A 13,197-nucleotide genomic window follows, 5' to 3' on the forward strand; every position below is an offset into this window, starting at 1 on the left:
CCGTCTTTCGGGTCGACCTGCTGTATGTGCCTGTGGGCCTTGTAATTCAGGGTGTTCGGCGCAGGTGGCAGCTCTGCGCACCTTCGCCAAGCCCGGAAGGAGAAACCCATGGGACAGCGTACGCCTCTGTATGACCTGCATCTCGCCCTCGGCGCGAAAATGGTCGATTTTGGCGGTTGGGATATGCCTTTGCATTACGGCTCGCAAGTTGAAGAGCACCATCAGGTGCGACGCGACTGCGGGGTTTTCGATGTATCTCATATGACCGTAATCGATGTCAGCGGCCTTCAGGCCAAGGAATGGCTCCAGCACTTGCTGGCCAATGATGTCGATCGATTGCACGGCTGTGGCCGTGCGTTGTACAGCGCCATGCTCAACGAGCAGGGCGGGGTAGTGGACGACATGATCGTCTACCGCACCGAAAGCGGTTACCGACTGGTGGTCAACGCCGCCACCCGCGATCAGGACATGGCCTGGATGCAAGGGCAATTGGGCAGTTACCAGGCGCAACTGCATGAGCGGCCCGAGTTGGCCATGCTCGCCATCCAGGGGCCCCACGCCCGGCAGAAAATCGCTGAACTGGTGACCCAGTCCCGTGGCACCTTGATTCATCAGCTCAAGCCGTTCGAAGGCCAGGCCGACGGTGACTGGTTCATTGCCCGCACCGGCTATACCGGTGAAGATGGCCTGGAAATTGTCCTGCCCGCCGACCAGGCCCCGGGGTTTTTCAACGATCTGGTGGGTGCCGGCATTTCCCCTATCGGCCTCGGCGCCCGCGATACCTTGCGCCTGGAGGCCGGCATGAACCTGTACGGCCAGGACATTCATCAGGCTGTTTCGCCCCTGGCGGCCAACATGGCCTGGAGCATTGCCTGGGAGCCCGTCGGACGCAACTTCATTGGCCGCGCCGCCCTGGAGGCAGAAAAAGCCGCCGGTGTGCAGTTCAAACTGGTGGGGCTGGTGCTCGAGGAGCGCGGGGTTTTACGGGCTCATCAGGTGGTTCGTATCGCCAATGTTGGCGAAGGAGAGATCACCAGTGGTAGTTTCTCGCCTACGCTAAGCAAATCCATTGCCCTGGCGCGTGTACCGACGGCGACTGCCGACCGGGCCGAAGTGGAAATCCGCGGCAAATGGTACCCGGTGCGAGTGGTCAAGCCGACCTTCGTGCGCCATGGCAAAACCTTGATCTAACTATTTCCGGCAGGCCGAAGGCCGCTGACATTTCTTCTTGAGGACACAGACTATGAGCAATATCCCTGCCGACCTGCGTTTTGCCGAAAGTCATGAGTGGGCGAAAAAGGAGGGTGATCTTATCGTGGTGGGCATCTCCGAGTATGCACAGGATGCTCTGGGCGATGTGGTGTTTGTGGAAATGCCGGAAATTGGCAAGGTGTTTGCCGCGGGCGATGCCGCAGGTGTGGTTGAGTCGGTGAAGGCCGCTTCGGATATCTACTCGCCGGTTGCTGGCGAAGTGATCGCGGTCAACGAAGAGTTGGGTGGTAGTCCGGAGCTGTTGAACTCTGCCCCCTACGATGCGTGGATCTTCAAGCTCAAGCCAAGCAACCCGGCCGAGCTGGACAAGCTGCTCGACGCTGCCGGTTACGCAGCCGCTATCAGCGAGTAAAAGCAAGACCCATGTGGGAGGGGGCTTGCCCCCGATAGCGGTGGGTCAGTTAAAAATATACTGACTGACACTCCGTCATCGGGGGCAAGCCCCCTCCCACATTTGATCGCGCTTGCCTTAAGTGGTCAGCCGGCTTTCAACACTGCTTTAACCGCCGCCACAGCCCGCTCTACATCCGCCTCCGTCATCGCCGTAAACATTGGCAACGACACGATCAAACGCCCGACACGCTCTGCCACTGGGAACATGCCTTCCTTGAAACCCTGCGCCCGATACAGGCTCAGCAGGTGGATGGGTGGGTAGTGATAGCCAATGCCGACGCCCTGGGCCTGCATCTGCTCCATGAACGTCGCACGTGCCTGCAGGCCATCGTGACGCTCCGGCAGCACCAGTTGGAACAGGTGCCAGTTGCTGTTTTCGAAGTCCGGCGGCGGTAGTTGCGCGCCGTATTTCTCTTCAAAATCACTGCCAAAGCACTTGAAGTAATGGCGCGCCAGGTTCTGGCGGTGGGCGGTGATCTTCTCGATATGCGCAAACTGCCCCAGGCCAATGGCTGCGGCAATGTCGGTCATATTGAACTTGCCGCCCAACACATCCACATCCAAGCCGTCGAAACCGCTGCGGGTCACGCCCTGCAGGCGATACTTCTCTGCCAGGCGGGCCTCCTCGGCGTTGTTCAACACCAGGCAGCCGCCTTCGGACGAAGTGATGTTCTTGTTCGCCTGGAAGCTGAACGATACGAAGTCGCCGGTGGCGCCAATTCGCTCTCCATCCCAACTGGACCCCAGGGCCTGGGCTGCATCTTCGACGATACGCAGGTTGTACTTGTTGGCCAGTGCGTAAAGCATCGGCATATCCAGGGGCAAACCGGCCAGGTAGACCGGGATGATCGCCTTGGTTCGCGGGGTGATGGCCGCTTCAACCTGGGCCAGGTCAATGTTGCGGGTTACCGGGTCGATATCGGCAAATATGGGCGTGGCACCCACCTCGAGGATGACGTTGGCCGTGGCAACCCAGGATATTGGCGTGGTGATGACCTCATCCCCAGGGCCGATGCCGGCGATGCGCAAGGCGATTTCCATGGTGCAGGTGCCCGAGTTGAAGGTGCGCACCGGGCGCCCGCCAAAGTACTCCGACAACTGCGCTTCGAACGCCTGCACCTTCGGCCCGCTGGTGATCCAGCCGGAACGCAGGACATCGCCCACCGCCGAGATGGTGGCTTCATCAATGGTAGGTTTGGAAAACGGCAGGAAGGGCAGTTGGCTCATGTCGAAGAGGGCATCCGTTTCAGGTAGGCGACAGGTACTAATAGGCGAGTCAGTAACGCATGGTTGCACGGCGAGACTGAATATAGCCTGTCGCTCGTGAACGATTCGTCAGCGTGCAGGCAAAAAAATGCCGCTTGTAAAAGCGGCATTTTTTATCGGGCATGGTTACTCGGCTACGGCATTCTTCGCGAGGATGGCGTTGGCCAGCTCCATGTCAGTGGCCTTGAGGCCAGGGTTATCGGCGCGGACTTTCTGCATGGCCGCTTCCAGGTACGGGCCGCGAATGCCGCCGTCGCTGGCAACGAAGCTGCCTGCGTCATCCTGGGCGGCAACGACCAGCTTGTGGTCCTTGAAGGTCAGGTAAGTCGAGCCGGTGGTGGCGCCCGACGAGATGACATTACGCCAGAAGCTATCGGCCATGGCTGAGCCGACAGGAAGGGAAAGCACAGCGAGGGTGGCGACAGCATATTTAAGACGCATGATGGGTGACTCCGGTGGGTTATCTGTACGTTTTGATTGTAGTTAAGCCGATCCAGTTCCATCACTGACTAAACAGTTTCAACCTTTAAAATCACCCCATCCTGGCCAACCACGCGTACTTGAGCGCCTGCTGGGGCATCGGCACCGGTGACCATCCACACGCCATCGCCGACTTTAATCTTGCCCCGGCCATCCACAATCGCCTGATGCACCATGAAGGTGCGCCCGATCAATTCGGAGCCACGCTCGTTCAACCCCGGTTGATCGCTGACCTTGGCGCTGCTGCGTTGGCGCTTCCACCAATACACGGCCGTCAGGATCGACAGCATGGCGAACAGCAGCAGTTGCCACTCCAGCCCGAGCGGCGGAACCAGGAACTTGATCACCCCCACTGCAGCCGCAGCGATACCCATCCACAGCAGGTAGCCTCCGGCACCGAACACCTCGAGAATCAACAGCACGGTGCCCAGCGCCAACCAATCCCAGAACGACAAATGCAGCAAAAAGTCCCACATGGTGTTGGCCTCAGCCTTTCTGGTTGCCGAAAGTCGCCTTGACGATTTCGCCGATACCGCCCACGGCGCCAATCACCTGGCTGGCTTCCAGCGGCATCAGGATGACCTTGCTGTTGTTGGCCGACGCCAGCTTGCCCAAGGCATCGATGTATTTTTGCGCGACGAAGTAGTTGACCGCCTGCACATTGCCCGATGCGATGGCTTCGGACACCACTTGTGTCGCCCGAGCTTCGGCTTCGGCCTGACGCTCACGCGCTTCGGACTCCAGGAACGCGGCCTGACGGCTACCTTCGGCTTCGAGGATCTGCGCCTGCTTCTTGCCTTCGGCGGTCAGGATTGCCGACGCACGCAGGCCCTCGGCTTCAAGGATCTGTGCACGCTTGATTCGCTCGGCTTTCATCTGGCCGGACATGGCGGCCATCAGGTCGGCGGGTGGGCTGATGTCCTTGATCTCGATACGGGTGATCTTGATGCCCCACGGCGCGGTGGCTTCATCCACAGTACGCAGCAGTTTTTCGTTGATACCGTCGCGCTGGCTCAGCATGGCATCCAGCTCCATGGAGCCAAGTACGGTACGGATATTGGTTTGCAGCAGGTTGCGGATGGCATGTTCGAGGTTGTTGACCTCGTAGGCGGCCTGGGCGGTGTTGACTACTTGGAAGAAGCACACGGCATCGATCTGCACGGTGGCGTTGTCGGCCGTGATGACTTCCTGGGGCGGGATATCCAGCACGCTCTCCATCACGTTGATCTTGCGACCGATGCGGTCCATGACCGGGATGATGATGTTCAGGCCGGGCTTGAGGGTGTTGGTGTAGCGACCGAAACGTTCGACGGTCCACTGGTAGCCTTGGGGCACCACTTTGAAACCCATGAACAGGATGGCGATGGCCAATCCCACGAAAAGAAGCAGTACGGTTCCGATCTGCATAACGATTCCCTATCTGAAGGTGTCAGTGAACGACATTAGGCCGATTGTAACGGTCTGGTCACGGATAAAGACGGTTTCACGGCCCAACAAACAAAGGATTTGTTTCTGAATCCCCAGGCGTGACCCGTAATACCTCCGTCATCGTGGTCAGGCCGGCCTTCACTTTATCGATGCCGGCCATGCGCAGGCTGCTCATGCCCTGCGCCAATGCCCCGCGGCGCAGTGCCTGTATGTCCGCGCCGGGAGTGACCAAACTCTTGAGCGCTGGGTCCATGCGCATGATTTCGTAGAGCCCGGCTCGGCCCCGATAACCGCTGTCACGACATTCCGCACAGCCAACCGCCTCGAAGCCGCCAACATCTTCCAGCGCTGCCGGGCGCTTGCAGTGGGTGCACAACACCCGCACCAGGCGCTGCGCCATAACGCCTATCAGCGTAGCCTTGATCAAATAATGAGCAACGCCCAGTTCCTGTAGTCGGCTGATGGCGCTGGGCGCGTCGTTGGTATGCAGGGTCGAGAGCACCAAATGTCCGGTCAACGCTGCCTGGATCGCCATCTCTGCGGTTTCCTGGTCGCGGATTTCGCCGATCATGATGATGTCCGGGTCCTGGCGCAGCAGGGCGCGGATGCCGCTGGCGAAGGTCAGGTCGATGTTGTGCTGCACCTGCATCTGGTTGAAGGCCGGCTCGACCATTTCAATCGGGTCCTCCACGGTGCACAGGTTGACTTCCCGGGTCGCCAGTTGCTTGAGGGTGGTGTAGAGGGTGCTGGTCTTGCCCGAGCCGGTCGGGCCCGTGACCAGGATGATGCCATTGGCTTGCCGGGTCATGGCGTGCCAGCGCTGCTGGTCAGCGCTCGACAAGCCCAACTGGTCGAAGTCCTTGAGCAATACCTGGGGGTCAAAAATCCGCATCACCAGCTTTTCGCCAAACGCCGTCGGCAGGGTCGACAGGCGCAGCTCCACCTCGACGCCCGCCGGGTTCCTGGTCTTGACGCGTCCATCCTGGGGCTTGCGTTTCTCGGCCACATTCATTCGCCCGAGGCTTTTCAAACGGCTGACCACCGCCTTGGTGACCTGGGGCGGAAATTGGTAGACGTCGTGCAACAGCCCATCGATGCGAAAGCGCACCCGGCCCTGATCGCGGCAGGGCTCGATGTGGATATCGCTGGCCCGTTGGGCAAAGGCGTACTGCAACAGCCAGTCGACGATGTTGATGATATGTGCGTCATTGGCATCCGGCTCCTTGTCGCTGGCGCCGAGGCTAAGCAATTCGACGTTGCCAGGCGTCGTCATCTTTTGATCGGCGCCACTGACCGACTTGGCCAGGCGGTAAAACTCGTTGATACAGCGCTGGATATCCCGGGGGTTGGCAACTACGCGCTTGATCGAACGCTTGAGCACCTGGGCGAGCCCGGCTTCCCAGGCGCTGACATGGGGCTGTGCGCTGGCGACCGTGACGCTCTGAGCATCCACGGCCACTGCAAGAATGCCGTGGCGTTGGGCGAAGGCATGGGACATCAGGGGCACCACCGTTGCTACGTCGATCTGCAACGGGTCTATGCGCAGGTAAGGCTGGCCCACATGCCCAGCCAGCCATTGGGTCAGGCTTTCCAGGCAAGGGCCTTCGGCCGCGATGCGTTCCAGGGGATGCAGGCTGCAGGGCACTGCCGAAACGTTTTGCGCCGCCTGCGCTGTGATCAGCCCTTGATCGATCAATGCCGGCAACAATTGATGCAGTTCCAAGGGGTGATCGTGGGAGGCGACGGACATGCAGGTTTTTCCTGGGAGGCTTGGGATGTAAATCCAAGGCTAGCCAGCCTCTGGAATTCCTCCTCCCTGGGTGTTTTGCAGGCTATTACCCAGCACTTGCCGCCAGCGCTTGAGGCCGCTCGACATCAGCCGACCAAAGCTTGAGGTCGCATACGCTGATCAGGTTTCGGATCTTTTCACCGATCACTTGGGCGCGGTGCCAGCTCAGGCCGTCCATCACGATATCGATGTTCAGCAGGTCGGCTGCCCGGCTCACACTGACCTGGGCAGGGGTCAGGAACTGCAGCGCGAAATAGTTCAGCACCCGGCACAGCACGTCCGGTTCTGCTTCTGCGACGATGTGATAGTGCGCCTGGCAATGGGCGCTGTTGACGGCCCAGGCATCTACACGGGTGGCAGGGTGGTTGGTTTCAACGGCATGCATGCTGACTCTCCAGATTCGACTGGAGAAATTTTTACATTCGCCTCGGGAGAATTCTTATCTAAGATGAGCTTCTTTTGCGATTAATCAAATCGAACAATTCAAAATAAGCTTATTTGCAGGTATTTCAATGCACAGCGAGTTGGACGTCTATGACCGCCGCATCCTGGCCCTGCTGCAAGAGGATGCCTCGCTCTCCAGCGCTCAGATCGCCGAGCAGGTCGGCCTGTCGCAGTCTCCCTGTTGGCGGCGCATTCAGCGGCTCAAGGAAGAGGGGGTGATCCGCGGCCAGGTCACCTTGCTGGACCGCAAGAAAATCGGGCTTAACACGCAGATTTTCGCCGAGGTCAAACTCAATGCCCACGGCCGCTCCAACTTCACCGAGTTCACCGAGGCGATCCGTGGGTTTCCGGAGGTTCTGGAGTGTTATGTGCTGATGGGAGCGGTGGATTTTCTGCTGCGTATCGTCGCGTCGGACATCGAGGCGTACGAACGGTTTTTCTTTGACAAGTTGTCGATGGTGCCGGGGATCCAGGAGGTCAATTCGATTGTGGCTTTGTCGGAGATCAAGTCCACTACCAGCCTGCCAGTATTGCGCTGACAGGCAGGGCCCTTAATGTAGGAGCGAGCTTGCTCGCGAAAAACTCAAGAGCAACGTGGGTGCCAGGCTTTGCGCGTTATCGTTAACGATCTTCGCGAGCAAGCTCGCTCCTACAGGGTAGATAGCGTTACAGACGCAGAAGCGTCTTCCAGGCCCGATTCTGATAGACCGCAATCGCCTGATGCATACGCGCATCCAGCGACTCATCGGTAATCGGCTGGTTAGCCAGGTGCGCGAGCTTGTTCAGCTCGCCGTACAAGCGGTCCAGTTCTGGAATGTCCACCACATGACGCGCATGGTGCAGCCAGGCCTGGATGCGTTCGATGCGCGGCAGTTGCTCGGCCAGGTCTTCCGGCTGTTGCTGGTAGCGTGGCAGTTGCAAGGCGACGGCGTCATCGGCCAGCAGGCGTGGCAGCCAGTTGGTGATTTGCGCAGCGCCCTGGCGGTTACCGCGCACGTTACGCTCGGCGGTCCAGGTGCGGGCCAGCAGCCAGCGCGAGGTGTTCAGTGAGAACAGGCCCCAGCGCACGTCGGCCAGTTCTTCGACGAACTGCTCCGGCGCGGCTTTGCGAATGTCTTCATCGTCATCACCGGCCTGAACCAGCGGGCGCCAGTCTTCCAGCAGTGCATCCAGGGCGCTGCGCAGCTCGCTGGTGGACTGACGCGGAGCGGCCTGGCCGAGGCTGCCGATCAGGGCGCGCAGTTCGCCGAGGTTTTCGACCCAGTCCTGCAGCAGGCGCCAGTGGCCGTTGAAACGGTATTGCTCGGCCAGGCGCTGGCTGCTGCCCAGCAGGTGCCACATGATTGCGGCGAAAGCATCGTCCAGCGGCATTTCGGCGTGGATCTGCGGCGCAGGCAGGCTCAGGGAGTAGCTGCTGGCATCGTACAGGCGATAGCCACGCTCGGCCTTGCTGATGTCACAGGGCATCAGCGCCAGGGTCGCGGCCAGTTCGGCGGCCAGTTCCAGCAGGGCAGCGGGTTCGCCTTCGCGCAGTTCCAGTTCCAGCTCGCAAATTTCTTCCTTCTGCTTGCCGACCACCACATGGCCCAGGTCCAGGGCGGCTTCGATCACCACCTTGGCCTTGCCGCGGCCCCAGGCGATTTCGGCGCGTTCGCGGACGAAGTCGGTGGTGAAGATCGGCTTGAGGGTCTTTTTGTCCAGCTCAGCCAGTTGCTCGGGCCAGCATTCGCCGTCGAGTTTCTTCACGTCGAGCTTGGCTTTGGGCAGGTCCCAGTTGTACTCGTTGCGTTCCGACAAGCCGGCGACGCTTTGGCCACGGGTCTTGAGGGTCTGGATGATGTCGTCACCGTCCTTGCGCAGGCGCAGGGCAACCTTGGCCTGGGCCAGGTCGCGCTCGGGGGTGTCGAAGTACTGGTTCATCAACTCACGGCGTTCCCAGCCACTTTTGTTGCGTTTTTTCAGTAGCGGGTGCTCACGCAGCGCGGCGAGGGTTTCGCGGCTGACGCGGAGCTTGATTTCGGTTTCTTTCTGCATGGCCGGAAAATCCAGGATCGGGAGCGCAGCCGGGGAAAAATGTGGCTGCCAAGGTCGTGCAGTGTACAGGACTGAGCCAGGCAACGTGGCGCAACGGTTTATTGTGTCGTGCAGATGCCTCTATAGTGAGGTTCATCCGGGAAGTTGGGAGACCGCGCATGCCGTTACCGTCCATGAAAGAGCAGTTCGCCGCCTTGATCGCCGCGCCGTCGGTGAGCTGCACCCAAGCGTCGCTCGACCAGACCAACCGCCCGGTGATCGATCTGCTCGCCGCGTGGCTGGGCGACTTGGGCTTTGCTATCGACATCCAGCAAGTCAGCCCTGGCAAATTCAACCTGCTCGCCAGTTTCGGCAGTGGCCCCGGTGGCTTAGTGCTGGCGGGCCATAGCGATACGGTTCCTTATGATGAGGCGCTGTGGAAGACCGATCCGCTCAAGCTGACGGAAGTCGATGGCCGTTGGGTAGGGCTGGGCAGTTGCGACATGAAGGGTTTTTTTGCCCTGGCCATTGAAGCGGTGTTGCCGTTGCTGGACCAGCCGTTCAAGCAGCCGCTGCTGATCCTCGCCACCTGTGACGAGGAAAGCTCCATGTCCGGTGCACGCGCCCTGGCCGAGGCGGGGCGGCCTCTGGGGCGGGCGGCGGTGATTGGCGAGCCGACGGGCCTCAAGCCGATCCGCCTGCACAAGGGCGTGATGATGGAACGCATCGACATCCTCGGCCGCAGCGGCCACTCGTCGGACCCAAGCCTGGGCCACAGCGCCCTCGAAGCGATGCACGATGCCGTTGGCGAATTGCGCGGCCTGCGCCTGGCCTGGCAGCGCGAGTATCGCAATGCGCAATTCAGCGTGCCGCAACCGACCATGAACTTCGGCTGCATCCACGGCGGCGACAATCCCAACCGCATTTGCGGCCAGTGTTCCCTCGAATTCGACCTGCGCCCTTTGCCGGGCATGGACCCCGAGGTGCTGCGTGCGGCGATCCGGCAGAAGCTCGAACCCCTGGCCGAGCGCCACAAGGTCAAGATCGATTACGCGCCGTTGTTTCCCGAAGTGCCGCCTTTCGAGCAGCCTGAGGACGCCGAGTTGGTGCGGGTGGCGGAACGTTTGACCGGTCATCGTGCCGAAGCAGTAGCGTTCGGCACCGAAGCGCCTTATCTTCAGCGCCTTGGTTGTGAAACCCTGGTGCTTGGCCCCGGCGACATCGCCTGTGCCCACCAGCCGGGCGAGTACCTCGAAATGTCACGCTTGACGCCTACAGTGCGTCTATTGCGGGAACTGGTCGAACATTACTGCCTGAAACCTGCATAAATTAACCTTTGCCCATTCGTACATAAGGAGAGCGAGCGTGTCGCCAAGCCTGTTCCGACGATAACCATCAGCCCGCTGTGCGTTTTTGCGACTCATCCATTTTTCGGCTGCTTTTTATTACAGGCCCAGGTTCCATGCCCGAATACGTCAATTGGCTTCGCCACGCTTCGCCCTACATCAACGCCCATCGCGACTGTACCTTTGTGGTCATGCTGCCCGGCGATGGTGTGGACCACCCCAACTTCGGCAATATCGTCCACGACCTGGTGCTGCTCCACAGCCTGGGTGTGCGGCTGGTGTTGGTGCACGGTTCGCGCCCACAGATTGAAACCCGCCTGCAGGCCCGCGGCCTGACCCCGGCATACCACGAAGGCTTGCGCATCACCGATGCGTCGACGCTGGAGTGCGTGATCGATGCAGTAGGCCATTTGCGTATCGCCATTGAAGCGCGCTTGTCCATGGATATGGCCTCGTCGCCGATGCAGGGCTCGCGCCTGCGGGTGGCCAGCGGCAACCTGGTGACCGCGCGGCCGATTGGTGTGCTTGAGGGCGTCGACTACCATCACACTGGCGAAGTACGTCGGGTCGACCGCAAGGGCATCAATCGCCTGCTGGACGAGCGTTCCATCGTGCTGCTGTCGCCATTGGGTTATTCGCCCACCGGTGAGATCTTCAACCTGGCCTGCGAAGACGTCGCCACCCGCGCCGCCATCGATTTGGGCGCCGACAAGCTGCTGTTGTTTGGTGCCGACCTGGGCCTGATCGATGAAAACGGTCGTCTGGTGCGTGAGCTGCGCCCACAGCAAGTGCCAGCGCACCTGCAACGCCTGGGCAGCAACTATCAAGCCGAGCTGCTTGATGCCGCTGCGCAAGCCTGCCGGGGAGGAGTGGGGCGCAGCCATATCGTCAGCTATGCCGAAGACGGCGCCTTGCTTACCGAACTGTTCACCCGGGACGGCGGCGGTACGCTGGTGGCCCAGGAACAATTCGAGCTGGTACGCGAAGCGGCGATTGAAGACGTCGGCGGCTTGCTCGACCTGATCAGTCCGTTGGAGGAGCAGGGCATCCTGGTGCGCCGCTCGCGGGAAGTGCTGGAGCGTGAGATCGAACAGTTCAGCGTGGTCGAGCGCGAAGGCATGATCATCGCCTGCGCGGCGCTCTACCAGATTGCGGATTCAGATGCGGGGGAGTTGGCTTGCCTGGCAGTTAACCCTGAATATCGCCACGGTGGGCGCGGCGATGAATTGCTGGAGCGCATTGAGACCCGGGCCCGGGCCCAGGGGTTGAAGACGTTGTTCGTGCTCACTACTCGTACGGCCCACTGGTTCCGAGAGCGCGGGTTCGTGCCGAGCAGCGTGGACCGCCTGCCGTCGGCGCGGGCTTCTCTTTACAACTATCAGCGCAACTCCAAGATCTTCGAGAAAGCGTTGTAAATGTGGGAGGGGCGGTGCGACGATTCGACTTGCTCCCGATAGCGGTGGGTCAGTTAACAGATAAGTCACTGACAGACCGCAATCGGGAGCAAGTCGAATCGTCGCACCGCCCCTCCCACATTGGACCGCGTTTATTCTGTGATGAACTTGTCGGTCACATAGGCCGAATAATCCGGCAACACTGTCTCCACCTTGCCTTGCTCCTTCAAGAACTTCGCCGTCTCCCCAATCGCCTTCGCCGTGCCGCCCTTGAGCAGGGCGTCGGTCTGTTGTGCCTGCGCATCGGGAAACGTCGTGCCCGCCAGCAACTCTGGAATATCCACGGCGTTGGAGCCTGTCAATTTGGCGATCTTCTGCACCGGTTCCGAATCCACCGTCCAGCTTTCTTTATGGGCGGCATAGTCGGCGAATGAATCGAGGGTGACCTTGGCAAACTTGGCCACTACCTCAGGATGTTTTTCCGCGAAATCCTTGCGCGCTACCCACACTTCAAACGTCGGTGCGCCCCATTGGCCCACCTGCGCCGCATCGGTCAGGGTCTTGCCGGTCTTGCGGATTTCGCCCAGGGCCGGTGACCACACGAATGCGCCGTCGATATCGCCGCGCTTCCAGGCGGCGGCGATCTCGGCCGGTTGCAGGTTCACCACTTTGACTTGTTTAGTGTCCAGCCCCCAGTGCTTCAGCGCGCCGAGCAGGCTGTAATGGGAGGTTGAGACGAAGGGCGTGGCGATGGTTTTGCCGATCAGGTCTTCGGGTTTGTCGATGCCACTTCCATTACGCACTACCAAGGCTTCAGAAGTGTTGATCTGTGCCGATACGATAAACGCGACGATGGGTAGATTGCGCGAAGCGGCTGCGGCGAGGGGGCTGGAGCCGAGGTTGCCGATTTGTACATCACCCGAGGCAATGGCCGTGACCACCTCCGGCCCGCTGTTGAACCGGCGCCAGGCGATTTTCTCGCCAATGGTTTTTTCATAAAGGCCGTCGGCCTGGGGGACTTTGCTGGGGTCGATGCCGGTTTGATAACCGACGGTTAAATCGGCGGCACTGACACTAAAAGAAAGTATTAGCGATACAAAAACTGTAACAAATTGACGGGAGGATGTGCGTTTGGCCATGATGGCGTCGCCTTTTTGATCGTGAGTGACGTGTGCAACCGTACGGTCACACTAATCGATCTAAAAAAGCACTGGTAAATACCCTTTAGGAATTAGCTTATGGAGCGGAGAGTCTATCCTGACCCGTCTGCTGCATGGAAAGTCTTATTCCTGGATCGTATGAAAAAGAATGAAATAATTCTTTTTGGGTGTATGAAAAACTCATTACCCTGCAGGGACCAAATCAACTGCGA

At 60.0% G+C, this 13,197-nt stretch carries 13 protein-coding genes; 5 read left to right on the forward strand and 8 right to left on the reverse strand.

The window, feature by feature from the left end; translation table 11 throughout:
• Window positions 1-108: 108 nt before the first annotated feature.
• Together gcvT and gcvH are read left to right on the forward strand one after the other, a co-directional pair.
• Window positions 109-1,191: a glycine cleavage system aminomethyltransferase GcvT gene (gene gcvT, locus QZR30_RS05480; protein ID WP_046070009.1), complete on the forward strand. Its 1,083-nt coding sequence runs from the start codon at window positions 109-111 to the stop codon at window positions 1,189-1,191.
• Window positions 1,192-1,243: 52 nt separating this feature from the next.
• The gene (gcvH, locus tag QZR30_RS05485) at window positions 1,244-1,624 is read left to right on the forward strand and encodes a glycine cleavage system protein GcvH (RefSeq protein WP_046070008.1); all 381 of its coding nucleotides are present in this window, start codon (window positions 1,244-1,246) and stop codon (window positions 1,622-1,624) included.
• A gap of 125 nt (window positions 1,625-1,749) precedes the next feature.
• Here gcvH and QZR30_RS05490 read toward each other — a convergent pair whose 3' ends face one another.
• From QZR30_RS05490 to QZR30_RS05515, 6 genes are all read right to left on the reverse strand, one after another.
• Window positions 1,750-2,892, reverse strand: coding sequence for a DegT/DnrJ/EryC1/StrS family aminotransferase (locus tag QZR30_RS05490; RefSeq protein ID WP_059396682.1), 1,143 nt, complete (start codon window positions 2,890-2,892; stop codon window positions 1,750-1,752).
• A gap of 165 nt (window positions 2,893-3,057) precedes the next feature.
• Complete coding sequence (locus QZR30_RS05495) at window positions 3,058-3,372, reverse strand: DUF2388 domain-containing protein (protein WP_034116324.1); 315 nt, start codon at window positions 3,370-3,372, stop codon at window positions 3,058-3,060.
• 68 nt (window positions 3,373-3,440) lie between these two features.
• A complete protein-coding gene (locus QZR30_RS05500; RefSeq protein ID WP_046070006.1) occupies window positions 3,441-3,887 on the reverse strand; it encodes an NfeD family protein in 447 nt (148 codons plus the stop codon).
• Window positions 3,888-3,897: 10 nt separating this feature from the next.
• Window positions 3,898-4,818 carry an SPFH domain-containing protein gene (locus QZR30_RS05505; RefSeq protein WP_003195285.1) on the reverse strand — a complete coding sequence of 307 codons (921 nt, stop codon included), beginning with the start codon at window positions 4,816-4,818 and terminating at the stop codon, window positions 3,898-3,900.
• A 76-nt stretch (window positions 4,819-4,894) separates the two neighbouring features.
• Window positions 4,895-6,589: a GspE/PulE family protein gene (locus QZR30_RS05510; RefSeq protein ID WP_311903012.1), complete on the reverse strand. Its 1,695-nt coding sequence runs from the start codon at window positions 6,587-6,589 to the stop codon at window positions 4,895-4,897.
• An 85-nt stretch (window positions 6,590-6,674) separates the two neighbouring features.
• Window positions 6,675-7,013 carry a hypothetical protein gene (locus tag QZR30_RS05515; protein ID WP_046070004.1) on the reverse strand — a complete coding sequence of 113 codons (339 nt, stop codon included), beginning with the start codon at window positions 7,011-7,013 and terminating at the stop codon, window positions 6,675-6,677.
• Between the two features lie 127 nt (window positions 7,014-7,140).
• On the opposite strand from QZR30_RS05515, the gene QZR30_RS05520 reads away from it, so the two are divergent.
• Window positions 7,141-7,611, forward strand: a complete 471-nt coding sequence (locus tag QZR30_RS05520; RefSeq protein WP_043046970.1) for an Lrp/AsnC family transcriptional regulator — start codon at window positions 7,141-7,143, stop codon at window positions 7,609-7,611.
• Window positions 7,612-7,738: 127 nt separating this feature from the next.
• Here QZR30_RS05520 and QZR30_RS05525 read toward each other — a convergent pair whose 3' ends face one another.
• Window positions 7,739-9,106: a CYTH domain-containing protein gene (locus QZR30_RS05525; protein WP_274356903.1), complete on the reverse strand. Its 1,368-nt coding sequence runs from the start codon at window positions 9,104-9,106 to the stop codon at window positions 7,739-7,741.
• Between the two features lie 158 nt (window positions 9,107-9,264).
• Here QZR30_RS05525 and argE point away from each other — a divergent pair, with 158 nt between their 5' ends.
• Window positions 9,265-10,413, forward strand: a complete 1,149-nt coding sequence (gene argE, locus QZR30_RS05530) for an acetylornithine deacetylase (RefSeq protein WP_046070002.1) — start codon at window positions 9,265-9,267, stop codon at window positions 10,411-10,413.
• A 134-nt stretch (window positions 10,414-10,547) separates the two neighbouring features.
• A complete protein-coding gene (argA, locus tag QZR30_RS05535) occupies window positions 10,548-11,846 on the forward strand; it encodes an amino-acid N-acetyltransferase (protein ID WP_043046973.1) in 1,299 nt (432 codons plus the stop codon).
• A gap of 131 nt (window positions 11,847-11,977) precedes the next feature.
• Here argA and tauA read toward each other — a convergent pair whose 3' ends face one another.
• Window positions 11,978-12,964: a taurine ABC transporter substrate-binding protein gene (gene tauA, locus QZR30_RS05540; RefSeq protein ID WP_046070001.1), complete on the reverse strand. Its 987-nt coding sequence runs from the start codon at window positions 12,962-12,964 to the stop codon at window positions 11,978-11,980.
• Window positions 12,965-13,197 lie beyond the last annotated feature (233 nt).

This window comes from Pseudomonas sp. rhizo25, from assembly GCF_031931935.1.
Classification (GTDB): Bacteria; Pseudomonadota; Gammaproteobacteria; order Pseudomonadales; family Pseudomonadaceae; genus Aquipseudomonas; species Aquipseudomonas synxantha.